The organism is Myroides sp. NP-2, assembly GCF_014145665.1.
In the GTDB taxonomy this organism is placed as follows: domain Bacteria; phylum Bacteroidota; class Bacteroidia; order Flavobacteriales; family Flavobacteriaceae; genus Flavobacterium.
This window is the reverse complement of record NZ_JACHTD010000011.1, coordinates 12,704-31,696: the sequence shown is the minus strand read 5'-3', so window position 1 is coordinate 31,696 and position 18,993 is coordinate 12,704. Positions and strand designations below refer to the sequence as shown.

The window sequence follows — 18,993 nt, the reverse complement described above, 5'->3', positions numbered from 1 at the left end:
CATGTTTATTTTTATATTTTTAATTTAACGTCAATTGTCCTAAAATCTCTTCAGACATAAAAGGTCCACCAGGATAGCGAGCGGTATAATCGAGATTGAGCCATATCTGACCGCGTTCATCCACGTGATAATGTACTTCTTTTCCTTGGCTTTCTTCTTTAAACAAAACCTCTTTAATCAGGAAAATCACTTTTTCAAGGTGAGCTTTATTTTCGATGAGCATTTCGGGATACATATGTTCTTTGGTGTGAATCAATCGCGGTGTTCCACCAATAGAGCGAATCAAGGCAGCCATCAGGATGGAATAATCATCACAGTCGCCAGAGAAATGCATAAGTGACTCAGAAGCTGTGGCAATATACTCTCTTCCTTTAGGGTCATTAACGTAGTTCCAACGGGTTCGCACTTCTTTAAATATGGCTAAGCACTGTATAATTTGTCGATATTCACCATACCCTTGTACTTTAGAGAAGTTTTTGGTTGTTGCTAATAGGGCAAAATTTCTCACTTTCGGATTGTCGTACTCAATGGCTTTAATCACTTTTGATTTATTTGGAAAGGGCAAAAGTTTAGAGATAATCAGATCTTGTGGATTTTGAGTACTTGCCATGGCATAGATCATGACGCGATAATCTTCAAAGATAGATTCGAGATCATAATCTTCGTGAGATGTTCCTATAAAAAAGATCCCTAAATAAGCGATGATACAAATAAACAAAATGGTTTTCAGTTTTGATAAAATAAACTGAAACAGCGCCAAAATTGCTAATCCCAACAAAATACGATCGAGCTGCCAAGGCCATTCGGGGTCAATTACATTTTGGTGAACGATAATAAATACGGGAATAGTAAGTAGTACGTTTAATATAAAAATAATGATTTTGTCCCATGGAGAAGGAATTCTCAGGTACTCATACCATTTTTTCTTCTTTTTTATAATTTGTACTTCTTGGTTGTTCATTTAGTTTTCAGCAAAAAAAATTACATCTTGACTTCTTCGTATTTTTTTGGTTTTTCAATTAATTGGAGGTCCATTAATTGTTGTTGTATTTTGTTGAAATTTGCGGCTGATAGTTGCTTTTGCGACCAACGCGTCAAGGAAAGCCAAAGTTGAATATCTTCAATTTTTTGATCATAGCGTTCAGCTAATGTGCGATCGATACTCGGAATCCATTTAAATTCTTCGGTGGTTGCATTAATAATTTCGAGGATGTGAGAAACGAGTCCTTGATTTTCGGCTACAAATTTTTGATTTCCCACCAGTAAAAACGAGGGCCAAGGGGTTGGGCATTCACCAATTCTCCTAAAAATATGTTGATCTACCAAGGGTTGAGTCATGAAGCGTTCCCACATAAAATAGTCGGCTTCTCTATTTTTCAGGGCTAATACAGCTTTATCTAACGTATCTACCACAACAAACTCGAGTTGATCTATATTCCAGTTCATTTGTTTGGCATGTACGATAGCCATTAGGTGAGAACCCGATCCGAATCGACTGATAGCAATGCGCTTATGCGCTAGGTCTTCAACGGTTTGAAAAGGCGCATCTGCGGCAACGTGAATCCCCCATAACAAAGGAGAAGCAACATATTCTTGTAGAATAATCGTAGGGTTTCCCGCTGCGATATCTCGGATAATTCCTTCGGATAAAATGATAGCTAAGTCAGTTTCATTCTGGCGTAACATTTGACACATTTTCCCTGTTCCTTCTGGGATATCTTCCCATTGCAAATCAATTCCAGCTTCATCGAATTCTCCATTTTCTATGCATAGGTGCCAAGGTAAATTAAAGTGTTCGGGTACTCCCACTATTCTAACTGCTTTCATTTTTGTAAGTTCTAGTCATTTTACTGCTAAGATAATAAAAAGTATCTTCAATGACTCGCAAAATGGTGTCAACAAAAAAAAATCTCTACAAGTTTTGTAGAGATTTAAATGGCTAGGGTTTCATCGAGCCTGTTTGTTTTAGACGTGTATGAAATTTAAAGGCTTCTTCCAAAATATGAGGCGTATGTCCGCCCAGTTCTTTGGCCTGTTCAAAGTAGGCTCTTAACTCATCTTTATACTCTGGATGCACGCAATTTTCAATAATAACTTCTGCGCGTTCACGTGGTGATAGTCCGCGTAAATCTGCTAGTCCTTGATCCGTCACTAAGATATCCACATCGTGTTCCGTATGATCCACATGGGAAACCATAGGTAAAACGTGTGAAATTTTATTTTCTTTAGAAGCCGCTTGGGTCACGAAGATACTCAGGTAGGCATTTCGCGCAAAATCTCCAGAACCTCCAATACCATTCATCATCTTATTCCCTCCAATATGTGTAGAGTTAACGTTTCCATAGATATCAAACTCAATGGCAGTATTGATAGCTATAATTCCCAAACGACGAATCACTTCTGGCGCATTACTAATGTTTTGCGGACGCAACACTAATTTGTCTTTATAACGATCAAAATTGTGGATTAACTTCTCATAACAAGCTTCTGTAACCGTAATAGACGAACCTGAGGCAAAAGTCATTTTCCCTGCGTCAATTAGGTCAAAAGTACTGTCTTGAAGCACTTCAGAATACATTGTTAAATCCTTAAAAGGCCCTTCGATAAACCCAGTCAATACAGCATTAGCTACTTTTCCAATTCCCGCTTGCAAGGGCAATAGAGATTCTGTCAAGTTTCCTTTTTTCACTTCCTCTTCGAAGAAATTTAATAAATGCGTAGAGATGGCAGTTGTCTTCACATCTGGCTCAGGCAAAATAGCAGGTGTATCTTCAATACTAGAAAATACAACAGCTACTACGCGATCAGGGTCCAATCGAATAAATGACTCTCCAATGCGGTCTTTTACCGTGTGAATAGGTATAATTTCTCTTCGTGGTTGTTTGATTGGCACACTGTTATCGTGAATCCCTTCAACACTCAACGGAATTGCTGTATTAACCTCAATGATGATTTTTTTTGCTACACTGGCGAAATAGGCCGAATTTCCGATTGAAGTTGTTGGAATAATAAATCCTTGATCGGTAATATAGGTCGCCTCAATAATCGCAATTTCGACTTGAGGGATATGTCTTTCTTGTAATTGTTCAATTGTTTCGCTCAGGTGTTGATCAATATACTTGACCTGTCCACTGTTGATTGCGTGTCTTAAATCCGAATCTGCTTGGAAGGGCATTCTGCGGATTAACGCATTATTTTTTGCCAAATCGGCATCTGTTGTCTGTCCTAATGAAGCCCCTGTAATTAAGGTAATTGCTACTTTTTCATTTGCTGCTCGTTGAGCAAAAGCAGGTAAAACGGATTTGCTATCTCCTGCTTTGGTAAATCCACTCGCCCCTACTATGGCTTTATCGTGAATTAGTAAGGCTGCTTCTTCTGCAGATAGAATTCGATCTCTATATGGAGCGAATTTGATTCTGTCCAAATTAGAATCTTCTGTTGTCATTTCTCATTTGTTTAATTAGCTCCTTAAAAATAGAGCTTTTTTATTAATATTTGATATGTATATAACCCTTCCGGTAATTTATACGATAATATATCGTAATTATCATAAAATATTTACGACAGACATAATATTTTAAGACCATAAAACGAAAATGATAATTTAACCCAAGTATTCTTCCCAAAAAGCAAAAGACTTTCTTCTGTGTTTTTTACGATTGTTATTTTTTCGTCTTCAAACCTCTTCAATCTGCGCAAAAAAAGAGAAAAACACCAAGTATTTTTTTGTTTTTTAACAGTTTTTCATCTTGAACGGAGTTGCTTGCCTGTTGGTGGCAATCGGATAATTAGGCGCAATCAGCGACTTACACTCGGAAAAAGGTCCAAAAAAAAACAGCAGTAGAAATCTACTGCTGTTGAATATTAGAATTAAAAACGACTCCTTGAGTTGTCGTTCTATTATTTTAAAAGTTCTTCCACTTTTTGGTACAATTCTTCACCGTATAAGTTAATCGCTAAAATTTGTCCTTTTTCATCGATTAAGTAGTTTGCAGGAATTGCTTTTACGCCGTATTCAGCAGCGATTTCGTCATTCCAGAACTGTAAATTAGACACCTGTCCCCAAACCAATCCGTCTTTTGCGATTGCTTGTTCCCATTTATCTTTGTCTTTGTCTAAAGAAACACCGATGATATCCAATCCTTTGTCTTTAAATCCGTTGTATAGTTTTACTACATTTGGATTTTCTACGCGACAAGGACCACACCAAGATGCCCAGAAATCAATTAAAACTAATTTTTTTCCTTTTTTGAATTCCTCTAATGAAAGGTCTTTTCCTTCTGGAGTTTTGCTTGTGAAGTTTGGAGCGATATCCCCTACTTTCAATCCAGCAGCGTCCTCAGATAAGCCCATCATTTTTAGCATTGCATCTACTTTTTTTCCTACTTTAGATTCTTTTAATTCAGCAGAAAACTTGTCAAACTCTTTTACGAAGTCCATTTCGTCATCTTGAGAAGACATCATTTGCTGTGAAAGCAATAATAACCCGAAAGCCGTGTTTTCGTTATCTTTCAAATACTTTGTATATACCTCATTGATACTATCCACGTAGCCCATATACTCTTTTTGCAACGCTTCCAACGCTGTGCGGTCAGCTTCTTCTGTCGATTGACTCAATTGCATCAATTTCATTTGATTTTCGTCAATAAACGATCTAAGCTTAATTACAGTAGGTTTAACCTCTTCTTGTAGTTTTTGTAGTTTTACGTTATTCTCGCTTCCACCTAAAACTGTTTCAGTAGGCTCGTCTTTTGTATATGAAATAGTAATATGCCCTGGCTCACCAATGAAAAACACATTTGTATTCATTTCGCCACCCAACACCATATAAGCTTCTTCTAATTCAGTAAAAGGGTTCTCGAAAACTAGTTTATTTCCTTTTACAGTTCCCGTATAAACAACAGTTGGAGATGGATTACCCAATTCTGAAGTCATGATTTCTACTTTTGTATCGTCAGCGACATCCTTCGTAGTAATCTCAATTGTATTATCTTGCTTACAAGAAAACATAGTTAATGCTAGCAAAACAACTGCTAATTTCTTCATAGTAATGATTTATAATTTTACGTTCTTGTAAAAGTATTAATAAAATCATTATCTCAAAACGATGTGGCGTTAATAAATTCGTTAATATTCCACTTGAATCTTGAATAACTGACTATTCGCCTTGTTTTTCGATAAAATACTGCATGTATTAACTAAGCCAAAGCTTAAAATCATTCACTTTTTCTCTGCTTACGATCAAATCTTCTTCGAAATCAACATGTAAATTCAACTTCAATCGCGAATTGCTATAAGCAACAATATCTTTTATGCCGTCGAGGGCTACGATGTGTTTTCTGCTAATGCGGAAAAACTGTTCGGCTTCAATTGTTTTTTCGACCTCATCGAGGGAATTATCTAGGATATACTCTCGACCTTCTTTAGTTTTGAGGTAGGTCAATTTATTTGCACTAAAAAAACACGCTATGTCTCCTATAGGTACAATCTTCAATTGGGTGCCAATTTTGATCAAAAAGCGTTCTTTATTTTCTTTAGGTGTAGTTGACAAGAATGATTTAAACAGGTTTAGCTGTTCCGTAAAGGCAAAGAAAGAGGCTCGTTGTTCATTAAATTTATCGATAGCTCCTTTTAAGTCTGCATCAGCAATGGGTTTGAGCAGGTAATCAATACTATTGAGTTTGAATGCGCGCAGGGCATAAGCATCGTAGGCTGTTGTAAAAATAATAGCGCTTTTCACTTCGACTTGATCGAATATTTCAAAGGATAGTCCATCTGATAATTGGATATCCAAGAAGATTAAATCTGGTTCTTCATTTTGTTGGAACCAATGTACGGCATCTTCCACGCTAGTCAATTTTTCGAGCACTTGATAGCCGAATTTTTCTATTTTTCGCTCCAGCAATCGCGCCGCTGGTTTTTCATCCTCAATAATAACTATTCGCACTGGTTTCATTTTTTTCTTTCAATTGATATTCGTAGGTCTGTTTTAAACGTTTAAACTCTTTGCGCTCCAAGAGATCTTGCCATTTAGCTACTACAGGCAGATGCTCAGCATAGTATAAACCGAATTGGATCAGGAGAAGTAGCAACCAACACAAAGGTAGTTCATAAAACGGTCGTTCTGCACTCGAATAAGATCCTGCCTTAATGCCGATAAAACTAACGCCCGAAATACCAAAGTAGTGCTCATAGGCCATTATCCCTGTAAAAAACAACCAAATGCAGCAATGGATTAGCAACCGCCTTTTTGTTTTTGCTCTCATCCTACGGTAGGTAAGATACTTGGTTTCTACCTCTTTTGTATAAAATTCCATGACACCTACTTCCAATTCGCACTGCGATTATTTTGTTGATCCATATACTCGCGGATCTTCTTATCCTCCCAGTCTTTTCCTAAAAACAAGGTGTAATTATAGGTTTTCATCCAATCCGCAACTAGGCCAATTCCCCAAGAAAACACCACGATTAAACTCCACATAAACCTAGAATCAGTCATCATATTTAATACCAGTAAAAAGGTGTTTACCATAATATACATCGTTAGATGAGCATAAAATCGCTTAATTTTTTCTACGTTTTTCTTAGCTTGAATTAATATTTCTTGCTCATTTTCTTGGACATCAATAATTCTCATCGGTTCAAAAATTTTAGTTAATATGGGGATTTGCACAACAAAAGTTGTTTCTGTTTGGTTGATTTTTATGGGTTTATTCGTCAATAAAGCATATCGATCAGCAATATTGGTCAGTCCGATTCCCTTTCGGTCCTCATTCACTTGGCGCAGGTTTAGGTTATTCTCTACCATTAGGTAGCCACTTTCTTGTTTAATAACAATATGCAAGGGTTTATTGGAGGTGGCTTTGTTGTGTTTGATTACGTTTTCCAATAACAATTGCAATGACAAGGGAACCACTTTGGCGCCTTCTTGTTTAATCTCATGGTCAATTTCGAAAGTTAAACTTTCTTCAAACCGCATCTGCAGTAATTCGATATAGGTTTTGGCAAAGTCAAGCTCTTCCTCTAATGGGACCAATTCTTTGTTCTTTTGGTCCAGAATATAGCGATAGGTCTTAGATAGTCCATTGGTAAATTCTTGTGCTTTTTCCGGATTTTCTTCAATTAACGCATTGAGTACATTCAAACTGTTAAACAAAAAATGGGGATCTAATTGATTCTTCAAACTTTCGAACTGGGCAGACACACTTCCGGTGATTACCTTTTGTTCGTTAATACTCATTTTTTTGTCCAAAGACGTAAAATAGGTATAGTAATAGATGTATACCAAAATACTAAAGAAGAAAGAGGTGCTAAAGATAGCGCTAAAGCTACTCGAGTCCATGAAATAGTAAAACGACTTATTCCCTATAATATGGATATCAAAAATCTTTAATCCCAAACAGACAAACCAAATAAATCCAAAGTTGATTGCTGTGACAATAGCTGTTACTTTGTGAACACTATTCTCTTTGCCATCGAGATTTTTTGCTAACTTCTTCCAATACATTTCCTTCCAATATTGGTTGGCCAAAACGATAATACCAACAAAGGAAACCAAATACCCCAAGAATAGCGATAAATCCATAAAAAGTAGCTTGAGTACTTTTGTAAATAGGATGAATACAATAAAGGCTAAGAGTACTAATTTGAAATAGTTATTTCTCATTTTGGTCTGTATATAATTTAGTTTCCTTGCCAAGTTGTTGCTTTTCTTCTTTTTCTTTTGCAGTCCAATTGGTTTGATCTTCTTTAGTATAAGAAGAAGGTACCTTTGAAACAGGGATCCATTGTAGGATTAAGTGCATCAGCGTTAGCATGATCAAAAATATAAATTTCATCTGTACTTCGTTTGGTTTGTATAACAAATATGATAGGATAATTTAACGTAAAAAAAAAATAGTCGATGAACTGTCATTTTAGGAAGATGAATTGTAAAAGCGGGTAATCTTTTGATTTCCAACCTTGAAAAAACAGAACATTGATTCCTAAATAAAAAGAGTTCATTTATGGGAAAAGAGTTAATAATAATTTTAAATTTGCAGTTCTAATTGGTTTAAAAAATTATGGTTTATAAATTCAGAGTTATCCTTGATACTGAGGAAGATATTTTTCGCGACATTGCTATTTTAGAGGACGATACGTTAGAAGATTTACACAATGCTATTGTGAATGCCTTTGGTTTTGACGGTATGGAAGCGGCTTCTTTTTACGCTTGCGACGATAGCTGGACACAACAAGAGGAAGAGATCTCTCTTTTTGACATGAGTGATGATCCAGCGGGAGGAAGAACAATGGGATCAACTACCATTGGTTCCGTATTAGATGAAGATCAAACAAAAATTATATACGTGTATGACTTCCTTAATATGTGGACGTTCTTCGTTGAATTAGCAGCGATTGAAGAAGAAGAACCGGGAACAGCATACCCTGAGTTGTTGTTTTCTCACGGGATCTTACCTGACTATATACCAACCAAGTCTTTTTCTGCTGATCCTGTATCCAACGACGATATCTTCGGCGATTTTGACGACGATTACGACGAGGAAGATTATGATATGTTCGAAGGCGATGATAGCTATACGGACTATGGAGAGGATAACTACTAGACTTTTTTAATTATAAAAATAACAGATCTATCAACGATCTACTACATACTTAAATAAATTATGATCAACCTTTTTAATGCACACATAGAAACGCTATCTATTCATAGAGTTGGAAATAAGAGTAGAAATGAGGCTATCTTTTTATCGAATGAACCGTATAGTTTAAACGATGAAATAGCTCCTTTATTAAAAGAATATTTCTTCAAGCCTTTCCGTGAGAAAGAAGAAAATTACTTCCAATTCGTTCACGATGTTGATTTAGAGTTCAACGATATGTTTAATTATGCAGCAGAGTTGTTTAATGCGCCTTCTTCTGATAAAGCACATGAGATCTCACAAAAAATAACTAGACACTTATTTGAGCAGTCAAATCACCCGCACATTAAAAATGGAGAAGTATATGTAACCTATTTAACAAATACATCTATTGACAACAATGTAGTTGATGCGATTGGGATTTTCAAGAGTGAGATTAAGTCAGATTTCTTGCAATTTCAAGAAAACGGCGCTAATCTAGAGATGATTTTACAACAAGGAATCAACTTAAACAAATTAGACAAAGGTTGTATTATCTTCAACTACAAAAAAGAAGAGGGATACAAGATTCTTACGATTGACAGCAACCGTTATGACGCCCGTTACTGGTTAGAGCACTTCCTAAGTGTAGATATCTTTCAAGATGAGGCATTCATGACCAAAAAATATTTGAAATTTTGTCAAGACTTTGCAAAGGATGTAGTTTTACCAGCAGAGGACAAAAAAGAAGAAGTTATGTTTATGAACCGCTCTGTAAACTACTTCGCTAAAAATGACGAATTTGAAGAGAGCAACTTCTTAAACGAAGTAATTGACAATCCAGATTTAATTTCGGAATTCAAAAACTATAAGGTCGACAAAGGAGAGAAGTATAGTATTGAAGATACCACTTCGTTTCCAATTGCAAACAATGCGGTTTCTGATGCGCGTAAGAAAATTAAGAACGTGATTAATTTAGATACGAATATTCAGATTAAGCTTGACTTTATCAATCCAGAGAGTGCAGATAAATTTGTAGAAAAAGGATGGGATGAAGAAAAGCAAATGTACTACTACTTAGTGTACTTCAACAAAGAACAAAAATCATAAGGATAGGACATAAAAAAAACCGAAACGCAATAGTTTCGGTTTTTTTATTATGTTTATTTTACTACGATCTTCTCTGATACTTTTCTGTCTGTACTCTCGTAAGTCACGATGTAATTTCCTGTTTTCAATTGAGGAACGTACACTTTATTTTCTCCTTTTTCCAGAGGGAAATCTTGGGTTACTTTTTGTCCAGCCATATTGTAAAAGGCTACTGTCCCTTTGTCATCTTTAATCAGTATGGTTAATTCACCGTTTGTTATTGGGTTCGGATACATACTGAATACATCTTCCGTTAGTTCAAAATCTTCCAATCCCATATTTTCTCTTGGATTATCAATTAGTCCAACACCATACCAAGCATCGTATACCGCAAAGTATTCTTCAGAATCTGCTCCAAATAAATCTTCAACTACGGTTAATGTACCTAGTACAGCATCTGCATATTGAGAGCTAGGTCCTAATTGAGACATTAAAGTTTCGTAGGCTATTTGTTCTGCTTTTTGAAATCCAATTCCAGAAACGACATACTCTTTTGCGGGTTTTTGTTCTTGACCCAGACTATTTCGGATCGGATCGGTCATTCCACTTCCACCTTCACTCACTAAATAAAACCAATAGTTAATCACACCACTATTAACGTGTACTCCACCATTATCCCACGCTGTATTTCTCGGATTTGCCCAATGCTCTCCTTCATAAGTATGCGGTTGCCTGCTGTACTGTCGTCCCTCTTTGGGATTTTTCATACTTCTCATAAAAGGAAAAGAAGGATCTTTTAGCACGCCCATTCCGATATACCAATCAGCATCAGCTACAGTATAGTGTTCTACTGCTGTTCCAAAAATATCGGCAAAACCTTCATTTAAAGCGCCTGATTCTCCAACGTATTGCAAACCACCTCTTCCATTACTATTTATCACTAAGTGCGTAAATTCGTGTCCGGTAACATCTAAAGCCGTAAGCGGATTGTAATTCGTTGAGCCTCGACCAAATATTAAAACATTAAATGGAGGACCCATTGCCACAGCATTATTAGGAAAACCCGATTCATCACCATCCATGATAACTGGATTGTAGAATGCTTTTATTTCGCCTTTTCTATTATCATAACTAGCTCTATTGTGAACTTCTTTGTAGTAATCATAAGTACGGGCTAATCCCCAATGCACATCGTTTGAAGGATCTTCTGCAATTGTTGGCGAATCGTATTCATAGAGCACACCATTGCCTCTATAGATGTCCCATTCATTGCTCAAAGCTGTTCCATCAAAAGTACGTATCTTTCGTTCTTCGTCTTCTAATTGGAATTTACCGTTTACCTCATTTAATTCCAAAGGTAAATTATCGCGGTAGAAACCATTTCCTGAGCCAGTTACATTAGCATGGGCTATCAGGGATATTTCTGAAACGATTTCACCTTTTTCAACGTCAACAAAAACATTTTTACTAATGAGTTTGGCATTGGAATAATCATCTACACGTACCTTGTGTGCTAAAACAAATACACCGTCTTTATTGGAACGCGTAAACACTGTTTCAACTGGAAAGTCAGTCACCTTGTCGGCAACAATTACCTTACTCGCTTTGAAGGCAATACTAACTGCTTTATCCTGCGAAATAACGGGTTTCTTATTCACATTCGCGCGCAAGCTATAGGTGCTTTTTTTATTCTCAATATTGATAATATTCCCATTTACTGAAGTCACTCTCCCCGCCTTATCTGTATGAACGATAAACATTTGCCCATCTACACGATACTGACCTACAAAATGTTGATAGCTGTTGTGTGTTTTTCCAAAACGATCAACATAGCTATCTATCAACTGAAACGTATTTGTGTCATTAAATCCAAAAAGTGTATTGGCTTTTGCTAAGAATTCTTGTTCTGTAACAAAGGATTTCTTATCCATTCGCATAACAAATGAACCGTAATCATTTAGTGGTTTATACGTTGGCAATTGTGTAGCATTCACTTCTAACGCAGTGATAGCACCTGTGTCAACAGCTGCAACAGCGCTATTTCCCACAAGGAGAAATGAGGCGAAAGCTACGTATAAAGTTGAAGCATATAGGTAATTTTTTTTCATGAGTGGTTTTTAGAGGATTAAATTAATATTATCAGTTTCGAAATATAGTGAAAAATACTTGATATACATTTAACATAACGTTCGCTATTTATATTTAACAATATTTTACAACAAATCAACTTAATGCTTAAAAAAACATTTATTTAATTCAATTCAAACCTTTTTTTACTTATAAAAATCAAATCCACAAAAGTGAATTGCGTGTACACAAGCCTTATTTTACAACAATTTTAGCAGAAATCTTTCGCTCTTTGCTCTCGAACACTACGATATAGTTAGCAGTACCTAAGTGAGGAATGTAGATTTTATTTTCTCCTCTTTCAACAGGAAAGTTGGGCGTAACTTTTTGTCCAGCCATATTGTAAAAGGCTACTATTCCCTTATCGTCTTTGATTAAAACAGTTAATTCTCCATTGGATACTGGATTGGGGTACATACTAAACACCTCTTCAGTTAATTCAAACGATTCCAATCCCATATTTTCTCTTGGGTTTTCGAGTAATCCTACTGCATACCAAGCGTCGTAAACGGAGAAATACTCTTCAGAGTCTTGACCGTATAGGGTTATTGCTGCGGTCAATGATCCATTCACAGCATCAACGTATTGTGAGTTACTACTTAGCTGTGTCATCAAAGTATGGTAGGCTATTTTTTCTGCCTTTTGGATTCCTATTCCAGAAACAATATAATCTTTCGCGGGTATAAGCACTGTATTTTGTTGATTTACAATAGGGTCAGTCATACCACTTCCTCCCACACTAAGCAAATAGAACCAATAATTCATGACGCTACTATTGATGTGCACCCCGCCATTGTCCCGAGCACCTAAGCTAGTATTGGCCCAATTTTGTCCTTTATACGTTGTGGGTTGTCTACTTCCTGGGTGGTTATTTTTGGGATTTTCCATATTTCTCATGTAGTTATATGCCGGTAGGTTGACAATACCTTTACCAATTAACCAATCAGCATCTTCTACGGCAAAATGTTCAATGGACGTACCAAAAATATCGGCAAAAGCCTCGTTAAGCGCTCCAGATTCGCCTTGATAGGTTAATCCACCTCTCCCATTTTTTCCTACAACTAAGTGGCTAAACTCATGTCCGACTACATCTAAAGTAACCAGCGGATTAAAGAATCCCGATCCCCTTCCAAATACCAAAAAATTTCCATGAACGGAATGTACAGCAAATGCGTTATCGGGAAAGCCAGAATCAGGATCTCCATCTAAGAAAAGCGGGTTGTAATAGGCATAAATTTCTCCCTCATTATTATCAAAGCTCTTGCGATTGTGTACCTCATTAAAGTAATCAAAGGTTCTCGCTAATCCCCAATGAATGTCATTACTAGGATTTTGAGGAAAATTGGTTGACGTATGTGTGATATGCTCCCCAATACCACCGTAAAAATCCCACTCGCTAGTGGTGTGCTCGGCGCTATAGGTTGTGATCTTACGCTCTGTATCGACCAACAAATACTTGCCGTTCTCTTCTTTTAATTCCAGAGGTAAATTCGAACGATAGTGCCCATCGCCTCTTCCTCTGACATTTGCATGGGCTATTAATGAAACTTCATTTACAATCGTTCCCTGCTCTACTCCGATGAAAACGTGTTTACTTACCATTCGGTTGGCGTTGAGCTCCTCTATGCGCACTTTATGTGCTAAGACGAATAATCCCTTTTCATCGGTTGTTTTCACAAAAACCGTTTCTACCGGATAATCCGCTGTTTTTGCTCTTTTAATCTTATTCGCTTTAAAGGCAATATTCATCGCCTTTTCTTTCGAAATAGCTGGTTTTCGGTTTACATTTGCCTTTAAGCTATAACTACTTTTCTTGTTTTCAATATTGATAATTGTTCCATTTACTGAGGTTAGGCGTCCTTTTGGATCCAAGTGAACAATAAACATTTGTCCTTCAACAGCATAAGATCCAACGTAGTGCTGATAGGTTTTATGCGTATGACCTACATCATCAGTAAAGGTGTGGATCAATTGAAAGGAATTGCTTTCGTTTAATCCGAAAAAAGGAAGGACATTTGCCAAAAATGCTTGCTCCGTAACCTGTGAATTTCGATCCATGCGAACGACAAAAGAACCGTATGCATTCAACGGCTTATAGCTTGGTAAGTCAGTAGCATATACAGCATGACTACTCGTCCTATGTTCAGCAATAGAACTTGCATAACTTCCACTAGTCAATAGGAGAGCCGCAAATACAGTATAAACAAAAGGGGCACGTATGTAGTTTTGTTTCATTTTTTTCTTTTTATTTAGATTGAATTAATTTAGAAGCGAAATATACTACAATTCAACCAATATATACAACCTAAATCGCGCTTTCTTTTCCTTTTCCATTGCCAAATTAGCTTTCTATAAGCTCGCTATAAACGCATCCATCAACTCAACTACATGTAGCCTAGGCCTCACACGATGAAACATATTGTGTAAATAACTCAACATCAACTTCTTAGTTGTGACAAAAAATAACAATTCGCAAAACGATCCGCGACACCTCTTTTTGAGGAAGGAGTAACGACTATCCCTCCTTAGTTCTTCTGTCCTCGTTATGGCAGACTATTCTGATTTTAATTTTATATTTGTGGTATCACGCATCCTTTATCCCAAAATCAGTGTCATTTGAGAGTTGTACGTTACACGTCTGAATATCGAGCCATATGGAATCATTTTCTCCAACGCGCAACGCATGGGAGTTTTCTATTCCACCGCGATTTTATGGACTATCACCAAGCGCGTTTTACGGATCACTCCCTTTTAGTATATGAGGGAGCTACACTAATTGCCCTCTTACCTGCCCATGAGGAAGAACAGGTATTATGCAGTCACTTTGGCTTGAGTTATGGCAGTATCATTCAACTGCCTAGACTGAGCTTTCATCAATACTTAGCCATAGTGGAAGCCATAGCAATGCATTGTCAACAAGAGGGATTAACCACCTTACTTATCAATGAGATACCTTCAATTTACAACAAATTGACAACCAATACGCTTGCCTTTATCAGTCATGCTCTGCAGGGCGGTAAGCCTACAGTACAATTGCTATCCACATTAGATTTTGAGTTTCCTATTCAGCTGAATACCAACCGAAAGCGCATGGTACAAAAAGGGATAAAAAAGGGATACACCATCAAGGAAGATCTTATGCCAACTGCATTTTGGCGAGACATTCTCCAGCCTCGTTTACGCGATCGCTACCAAACTAGCCCTGTACACAGTGTGGCGGAAATTTCCCAATTGATGCAGGCATTTCCTGAGTCCATCAAGCAGGTCAACGTCTACAATGCGGAAGGGGTGCTCGTTGGTGGAACTACCTTGTTCATTCATCCGCAAGTTGTGCACTTGCAATACATTGCTGGAAAAGAGGAAGACAACAAAAACGGAGCCTTAGATTTGTTGATCTACACGTTGTTGAAGGAATACCAAACGCAGGTACGCTATTTTGATTTTGGTAGCAGTCACCTCAGTCCCAAACAGCTCAATGCGGGTTTGCTCTATTGGAAAGAGAGTTTTGGTGCGCGAAGTACGCCTCAATACTGCTATTCATTTCAAATAGAAAACCTTTTAAAAGTTCGCGCGCTAATCGATTGATAATCCTTATTTTTGTGCCTATTGATCTTGTATTCCCAGCTTATATATGCGCATGTCCCAATCGTTTAAAATACCGTACAATCGCTTGATACACTTAGACAAAGCGTCTGCAACGCCTATGTATATGCAAATTGCCAATCAGTTTAGCAATGCAATACAGCGCAATATTATTCCTGTAGACACCAAACTGCCGGGAACGCGAAAGCTAGCAACGCTTCTACAGGTCAATCGCAATACGATAATTGCTGCATATGATGAACTTATTACACAAGGTTGGTTAATCAGCCTACCCAACAAAGGGACCTATGTCCATCAAGCCAAGCAAGTAGTACACAGCAATTCCAATGCATTTCCCCTTAGCACGGGCTACGATTTCCCTAGGGATAACCGCTTGGATTTGCCTAGTGATCAACACCAGTGTCGCTACTATTTTACAGATGGAACCCCAGATATACGCTTGGGGTTACAGGAAGAACTCGCCTCTATTTTTAGTGCTAATCTCAAGCGAAAACAACACAGTACCTACTTTGATCCTTATGCCAAAAAAGCGGAACTAGCCCTTAAAAAGCAAGTGACAAACTACTTCAATCTGACGCGTAATATTCAGGCTACACCAGCAAATATACTAACCACACCAAGTTCCACTACGGCTTTATACTTATGTTCAAAACTACTGTTGAACAATGGTGATCACATTGCAATCAGTGAGTATGGCTATTACGGCAGTCATGCGATTTTACAAAATACAGGCGCCCAATTACACCCCATCCCATTACAAACAGAGGGGTTAGACCTTATCGCTTTAGAGAAGCTGTGTCAACAAATGCCTATTCGCCTTTTTTACCTCAAAGCGAATCATCACTATCCAACAACGCAATCCCTCCCGATACAGCAACGCGTAAAACTCTTGCAGTTGGCGCAGCAGTACGGTTTTATCTTGTTGGAAGACGACACTCATTTCGATTTTCACTACAACAACAATCCTCCGCTACCTCTATTGAGCAGCGATGCAAAAGGCATGGTCATTTACTTGAGTTCAATTGGAACATCCATTGCATCAGACTTCAGTTTGGGTGTTGTGGTAGCACCAGAGAATATCATACAAGAATTGGAAAAACACCAAGCCTTGTTGATGGAAAATAAAAGCTATTTTACCACACATGCGCTAACGGAATTAATTGAAGAAGGGGTTTTGTTTCGACACCAAGTAAAGGTAAATAAAATATACAAGGAGAGACGCGATTACTTCTGTAGTGTATTGAGGGATTTATTTGGCGATAGTCTACAAATTTCGATACCAGAAGGCGGTTTAGCTGTTTGGATTAGGTTTTCGTTTCCGGTGAATCTCATGCGCGTACGGGCGTTGTGCATGCTCAACAACCTCTACATCCCAACCACCTTGTTGTATCAGAGTAAAAAATTAACGGGTATTCGCTTGGGGTTTGCTCACTTAACAACGGATGAGATCGACCTTTGTTTGTCTATTTTTCATCGCGCTTGTGTGGAGTAGCCCTATGATACACTCCACAACAGTATACAATAAAAAAACCGAGCCATTGGATGACTCGGTTCTTCAATTATAACTATAAAAACTTTAGGGTTCTTATTTCACTTCTTCGTACTCAACATCTTGAGGACCTTCAGCATCACCCCCACCTTGGTTAGCTCCTTGGTTTGGTTGAGCGTCTTGTGCGCCTCCTTGTTGAGCCTCCGCTTGTGCTTTGTACATTTCTTCAGAAGCTGCTTTCCAAGCCTCATTGATTTTGTCTAAAGCTGGAGTAATTGTCGCTACGTCTTTTGTTTCGTATGCTTTTTTCAACTCCTCTAAAGCACCTTCAATCGCAGTTTTGTTCGCTGCTGATAACTTATCTCCAAATTCGCTCAATTGCTTGTCTGTTTGGAAAATCATCGCATCTGCCTCGTTGATTTTATCTGCTGATTCTTTGGCTTTTTTATCGGCATCAGCATTTGCTTCTGCTTCTTTTTTCATTCTTTCGATTTCTTCTTCAGTCAAACCTGACGAAGCTTCAATTCGAATATCATGTGATTTACCAGTTCCTTTATCTGTAGCAGAAACTTTGATGATTCCGTTGGCATCAATATCGAAAGTTACTTCAATTTGAGGCACCCCTCTTTGAGCTGGTGGAATACCATCTAAGTGGAAACGACCAATTGTTTTATTGTCATTTGCCATCGGTCTTTCTCCTTGTAATACGTGGATTTCTACTGATGGTTGGTTGTCTGCTGCTGTAGAGAATACTTGTGATTTTTTTGTAGGAATTGTTGTGTTGGCTTCAATTAATTTAGTCATTACACCTCCCATTGTTTCAATACCTAAAGAAAGTGGAGTCACGTCTAATAAAAGAACGTCTTTTACATCTCCAGTTAGTACTCCACCTTGAATCGCAGCTCCAATCGCTACTACCTCATCTGGATTTACTCCTTTGTGTGGTTTTTTACCGAAGAATTTCTCAACTTCTTCTTGGATTCTTGGGATACGAGTTGAACCTCCTACTAAGATTACCTCATCGATATCTGATTTAGACAATCCAGCATCTTTCAACGCTTTTTCACAAGGAATCATCGAACGACGTACTAAATCATCTGACAATTGTTCGAATTTCGCTCTTGTCAACGTTTGTACTAAGTGTTTAGGTCCTGAAGCTGTAGCCGTGATATACGGTAAGTTAATCTCTGTTTGAGTAGCAGATGACAACTCTACTTTTGCTTTTTCAGCTGCTTCTTTTAAACGCTGTAATGCCATAGCATCTTTGCGCAAATCTACACCTTCAGCTGTGTTGAATTCCTCTGCTAACCAGTTGATGATTACGTTGTCAAAGTCATCTCCACCTAAGTGTGTATCTCCGTTTGTAGATAATACTTCGAATACACCGTCTCCTAATTCTAGGATAGAAATATCAAATGTACCCCCTCCTAAATCGTATACTACTACTTTTTGATCTTTTCCAGTTTTGTCTAATCCGTATGCTAAAGCAGCCGCTGTTGGCTCGTTAATAATACGTCTTACTTTTAATCCTGCAATTTCACCTGCCTCTTTAGTTGCTTGACGTTGTGCGTCATTAAAGTATGCTGGTACAGTAATTACAGCTTCTGTTACTTCTTGTCCTAAGAAATCCTCTGCCGTTTTCTTCATTTTTTGTAACGTCATGGCAGAAATTTCTTGAGGTGTGTATAAACGTCCGTCAATATCAACGCGAGGGGTATCGTTATCACCTTTTACTACACTGTAAGGTACAGCTGTAATTTCTCCAGGGATTTGGCTGAATTTCTCACCCATAAATCTCTTGATAGACGCTACTGTTTTTGTTGGGTTTGTCACTGCTTGACGTTTTGCAGGGTCTCCCACTTTAATTTCTCCTCCTTCAACAAATGCTACTACTGAAGGTGTTGTTCTTTTTCCTTCTGCATTCGTAATTACTACTGGCTCGTTCCCTTCCATTACAGAAACACATGAGTTCGTAGTTCCTAAGTCAATACCAATTATTTTACTCATAGTATGTTTATCGTTTATTTTTTTATACTTTACTTTTTCAATTTGTGAGCGTCAAGC

15 protein-coding genes are annotated in these 18,993 nt (G+C 37.6%); 4 read left to right on the top strand and 11 right to left on the bottom strand.

From position 1 onward, the window contains the following. Nucleotides 1–19: 19 nt before the first annotated feature. The 8 genes from H4K35_RS11370 to H4K35_RS11335 all read right to left on the bottom strand — a co-directional run bounded on the left by H4K35_RS11370 (nucleotide 20) and on the right by H4K35_RS11335 (nucleotide 7,838). Nucleotides 20–961 (bottom strand): transglutaminase domain-containing protein, encoded by a 942-nt coding sequence (locus H4K35_RS11370; RefSeq protein WP_182628059.1) that lies wholly within the window; start codon nucleotides 959–961, stop codon nucleotides 20–22. 20 nt (nucleotides 962–981) lie between these two features. Then, nucleotides 982–1,827, bottom strand: coding sequence for a substrate-binding domain-containing protein (locus H4K35_RS11365; RefSeq protein ID WP_182628057.1), 846 nt, complete (start codon nucleotides 1,825–1,827; stop codon nucleotides 982–984). A 112-nt stretch (nucleotides 1,828–1,939) separates the two neighbouring features. Then, nucleotides 1,940–3,445, bottom strand: coding sequence for a succinate CoA transferase (locus H4K35_RS11360; protein ID WP_182628055.1), 1,506 nt, complete (start codon nucleotides 3,443–3,445; stop codon nucleotides 1,940–1,942). Nucleotides 3,446–3,900: 455 nt separating this feature from the next. Beyond that, nucleotides 3,901–5,046, bottom strand: a complete 1,146-nt coding sequence (locus H4K35_RS11355; RefSeq protein ID WP_182628053.1) for a TlpA disulfide reductase family protein — start codon at nucleotides 5,044–5,046, stop codon at nucleotides 3,901–3,903. 148 nt (nucleotides 5,047–5,194) lie between these two features. Beyond that, complete coding sequence (locus H4K35_RS11350) at nucleotides 5,195–5,956, bottom strand: LytTR family DNA-binding domain-containing protein (RefSeq protein WP_182628051.1); 762 nt, start codon at nucleotides 5,954–5,956, stop codon at nucleotides 5,195–5,197. Next, nucleotides 5,928–6,266, bottom strand: coding sequence for a hypothetical protein (locus H4K35_RS11345; protein ID WP_255492443.1), 339 nt, complete (start codon nucleotides 6,264–6,266; stop codon nucleotides 5,928–5,930). Before H4K35_RS11345 ends, H4K35_RS11350 begins: the two co-directional genes overlap by 29 nt. Before the next feature lie 56 nt (nucleotides 6,267–6,322). Beyond that, entirely contained in the window at nucleotides 6,323–7,666 is a 1,344-nt protein-coding gene (locus H4K35_RS11340; RefSeq protein ID WP_182628047.1) for a 2TM domain-containing protein, read from the bottom strand. After that, a complete protein-coding gene (locus H4K35_RS11335; RefSeq protein WP_182628045.1) occupies nucleotides 7,656–7,838 on the bottom strand; it encodes a hypothetical protein in 183 nt (60 codons plus the stop codon). The genes H4K35_RS11340 and H4K35_RS11335 overlap by 11 nt, the downstream gene beginning before the upstream one ends. A 225-nt stretch (nucleotides 7,839–8,063) precedes the next feature. On the opposite strand from H4K35_RS11335, the gene H4K35_RS11330 reads away from it, so the two are divergent. Next, nucleotides 8,064–8,606 (top strand): hypothetical protein, encoded by a 543-nt coding sequence (locus H4K35_RS11330; RefSeq protein WP_182628043.1) that lies wholly within the window; start codon nucleotides 8,064–8,066, stop codon nucleotides 8,604–8,606. Between the two features lie 60 nt (nucleotides 8,607–8,666). Beyond that, nucleotides 8,667–9,731: a nucleoid-associated protein gene (locus H4K35_RS11325; RefSeq protein ID WP_182628041.1), complete on the top strand. Its 1,065-nt coding sequence runs from the start codon at nucleotides 8,667–8,669 to the stop codon at nucleotides 9,729–9,731. A gap of 53 nt (nucleotides 9,732–9,784) precedes the next feature. Here the strand turns inward: H4K35_RS11325 and H4K35_RS11320 are convergent, their stop codons facing one another. Both H4K35_RS11320 and H4K35_RS11315 read right to left on the bottom strand, forming a co-directional pair. Then, on the bottom strand, nucleotides 9,785–11,818 hold the full coding sequence (locus H4K35_RS11320; protein ID WP_182628039.1) for a M4 family metallopeptidase: 2,034 nt from the start codon (nucleotides 11,816–11,818) through the stop codon (nucleotides 9,785–9,787). A gap of 214 nt (nucleotides 11,819–12,032) precedes the next feature. Beyond that, a complete protein-coding gene (locus H4K35_RS11315; RefSeq protein ID WP_182628037.1) occupies nucleotides 12,033–14,072 on the bottom strand; it encodes a M4 family metallopeptidase in 2,040 nt (679 codons plus the stop codon). 381 nt (nucleotides 14,073–14,453) lie between these two features. Between H4K35_RS11315 and H4K35_RS11310 the strand changes: the two genes are divergently transcribed. After that, nucleotides 14,454–15,422 (top strand): hypothetical protein, encoded by a 969-nt coding sequence (locus H4K35_RS11310; RefSeq protein WP_220497688.1) that lies wholly within the window; start codon nucleotides 14,454–14,456, stop codon nucleotides 15,420–15,422. A gap of 46 nt (nucleotides 15,423–15,468) precedes the next feature. Continuing rightward, entirely contained in the window at nucleotides 15,469–16,932 is a 1,464-nt protein-coding gene (locus tag H4K35_RS11305; protein WP_255492442.1) for a PLP-dependent aminotransferase family protein, read from the top strand. A gap of 93 nt (nucleotides 16,933–17,025) precedes the next feature. Here H4K35_RS11305 and dnaK read toward each other — a convergent pair whose 3' ends face one another. Further along, nucleotides 17,026–18,954 (bottom strand): molecular chaperone DnaK, encoded by a 1,929-nt coding sequence (gene dnaK / locus H4K35_RS11300; protein WP_286467074.1) that lies wholly within the window; start codon nucleotides 18,952–18,954, stop codon nucleotides 17,026–17,028. Nucleotides 18,955–18,993 lie beyond the last annotated feature (39 nt).